Source organism: Gammaproteobacteria bacterium (assembly GCA_003696665.1).
In the GTDB taxonomy this organism is placed as follows: domain Bacteria; phylum Pseudomonadota; class Gammaproteobacteria; order Enterobacterales.
The window spans coordinates 1-1,190 of record RFGJ01000283.1 but is presented as its reverse complement, the minus strand read 5'-3'; the positions used below and the strand labels follow the sequence as shown (position 1 = coordinate 1,190).

Annotated in this window: 1 protein-coding gene; it reads right to left on the bottom strand. The window is 48.8% G+C overall.

The genetic code is table 11. From position 1 onward, the window contains the following. Positions 1-1,190 (bottom strand): 30S ribosomal protein S1 (locus D6694_07765; protein ID RMH42615.1); only part of this gene is annotated, 1,190 nt, incomplete at both ends.

Genomic DNA, 1,190 nt, shown 5'->3' with positions numbered 1-1,190 from the left:
CGGTTCTTGCGATCGACGTTAATTATCTTGGCTTCAATCTCATCGCCTTCTTTCAGCTTAGTACGCGCATCTTCAACGCGTTCTGCACTGATTTCAGAAGCACGAAGTTGACCATAGACATCCTCAGCCAATTCAACTTTGGCCAATTTCGGTTCAACTTCAACGACCTTGCCCGTCACGACACTACCTTTCGGATGCGTCGCGATATAGTCAGAGACAGGATCACTTTCGAGTTGTTTGATGCCAAGTGAAATACGCTCGCGCTCAGGATCAACCGACAGCACGACTGCTTCCACCTCTTGACCTTTCTTATAGTTACGAACGGCCACTTCACCCGGCTCATTCCAACTCAGATCAGAAAGGTGAACAAGCCCATCAATGCCACCTGGCAGACCAATGAACACACCAAAATCCGTAATCGACTTAATGGTGCCTTTGACTTTATCCCCTTTCTTGTGCGTCGCTGCAAACTCGTTCCATGGGTTCGGCTTGCACTGTTTGATACCGAGGGAGATACGACGGCGGTCACCATCAATATCCAACACCATCACCTCGACTTCGTCATCCACATTGACCACTTTGCTCGGATGGATATTTTTGTTGGTCCAGTCCATTTCAGAGACGTGTACCAGACCTTCAACACCTTCTTCAATTTCGACAAAGCAGCCGTAATCAGTGATATTGGTGACACGACCTTTCAGACGCGAGCCTTCAGGATAACGCTCTTCAATACCCACCCAAGGATCTTCGCCAATTTGTTTCAGGCCAAGCGATACGCGGTTGCGCTCACGATCGAACTTGAGCACACGTACTTCGATTTCATCACCGACTTGAACCACTTCGCTTGGGTGTTTGACGCGTTTCCACGCCATATCAGTAATGTGCAGAAGGCCATCAACGCCACCCAAGTCAACAAAGGCACCGTAATCGGTAAGATTTTTCACGATGCCTTTAACAATTTGTCCTTCCTCAAGCGTCGCAATGAAAGCTTCGCGATCTGCTGCCGTTTCTTCTTCAATGACAGCGCGGCGAGAGACCACAACGTTGTTGCGCTTTTGATCCAGCTTGATGACCTTGAAGTCAAGCTCTTTGCCCTCAAGATAGCTGGTATCACGAACCGGTCGCACATCGACCAAAGAACCTGGCAAGAAAGCACGAATACCGTTGATGTCGACCGTAAAGCCACCTTT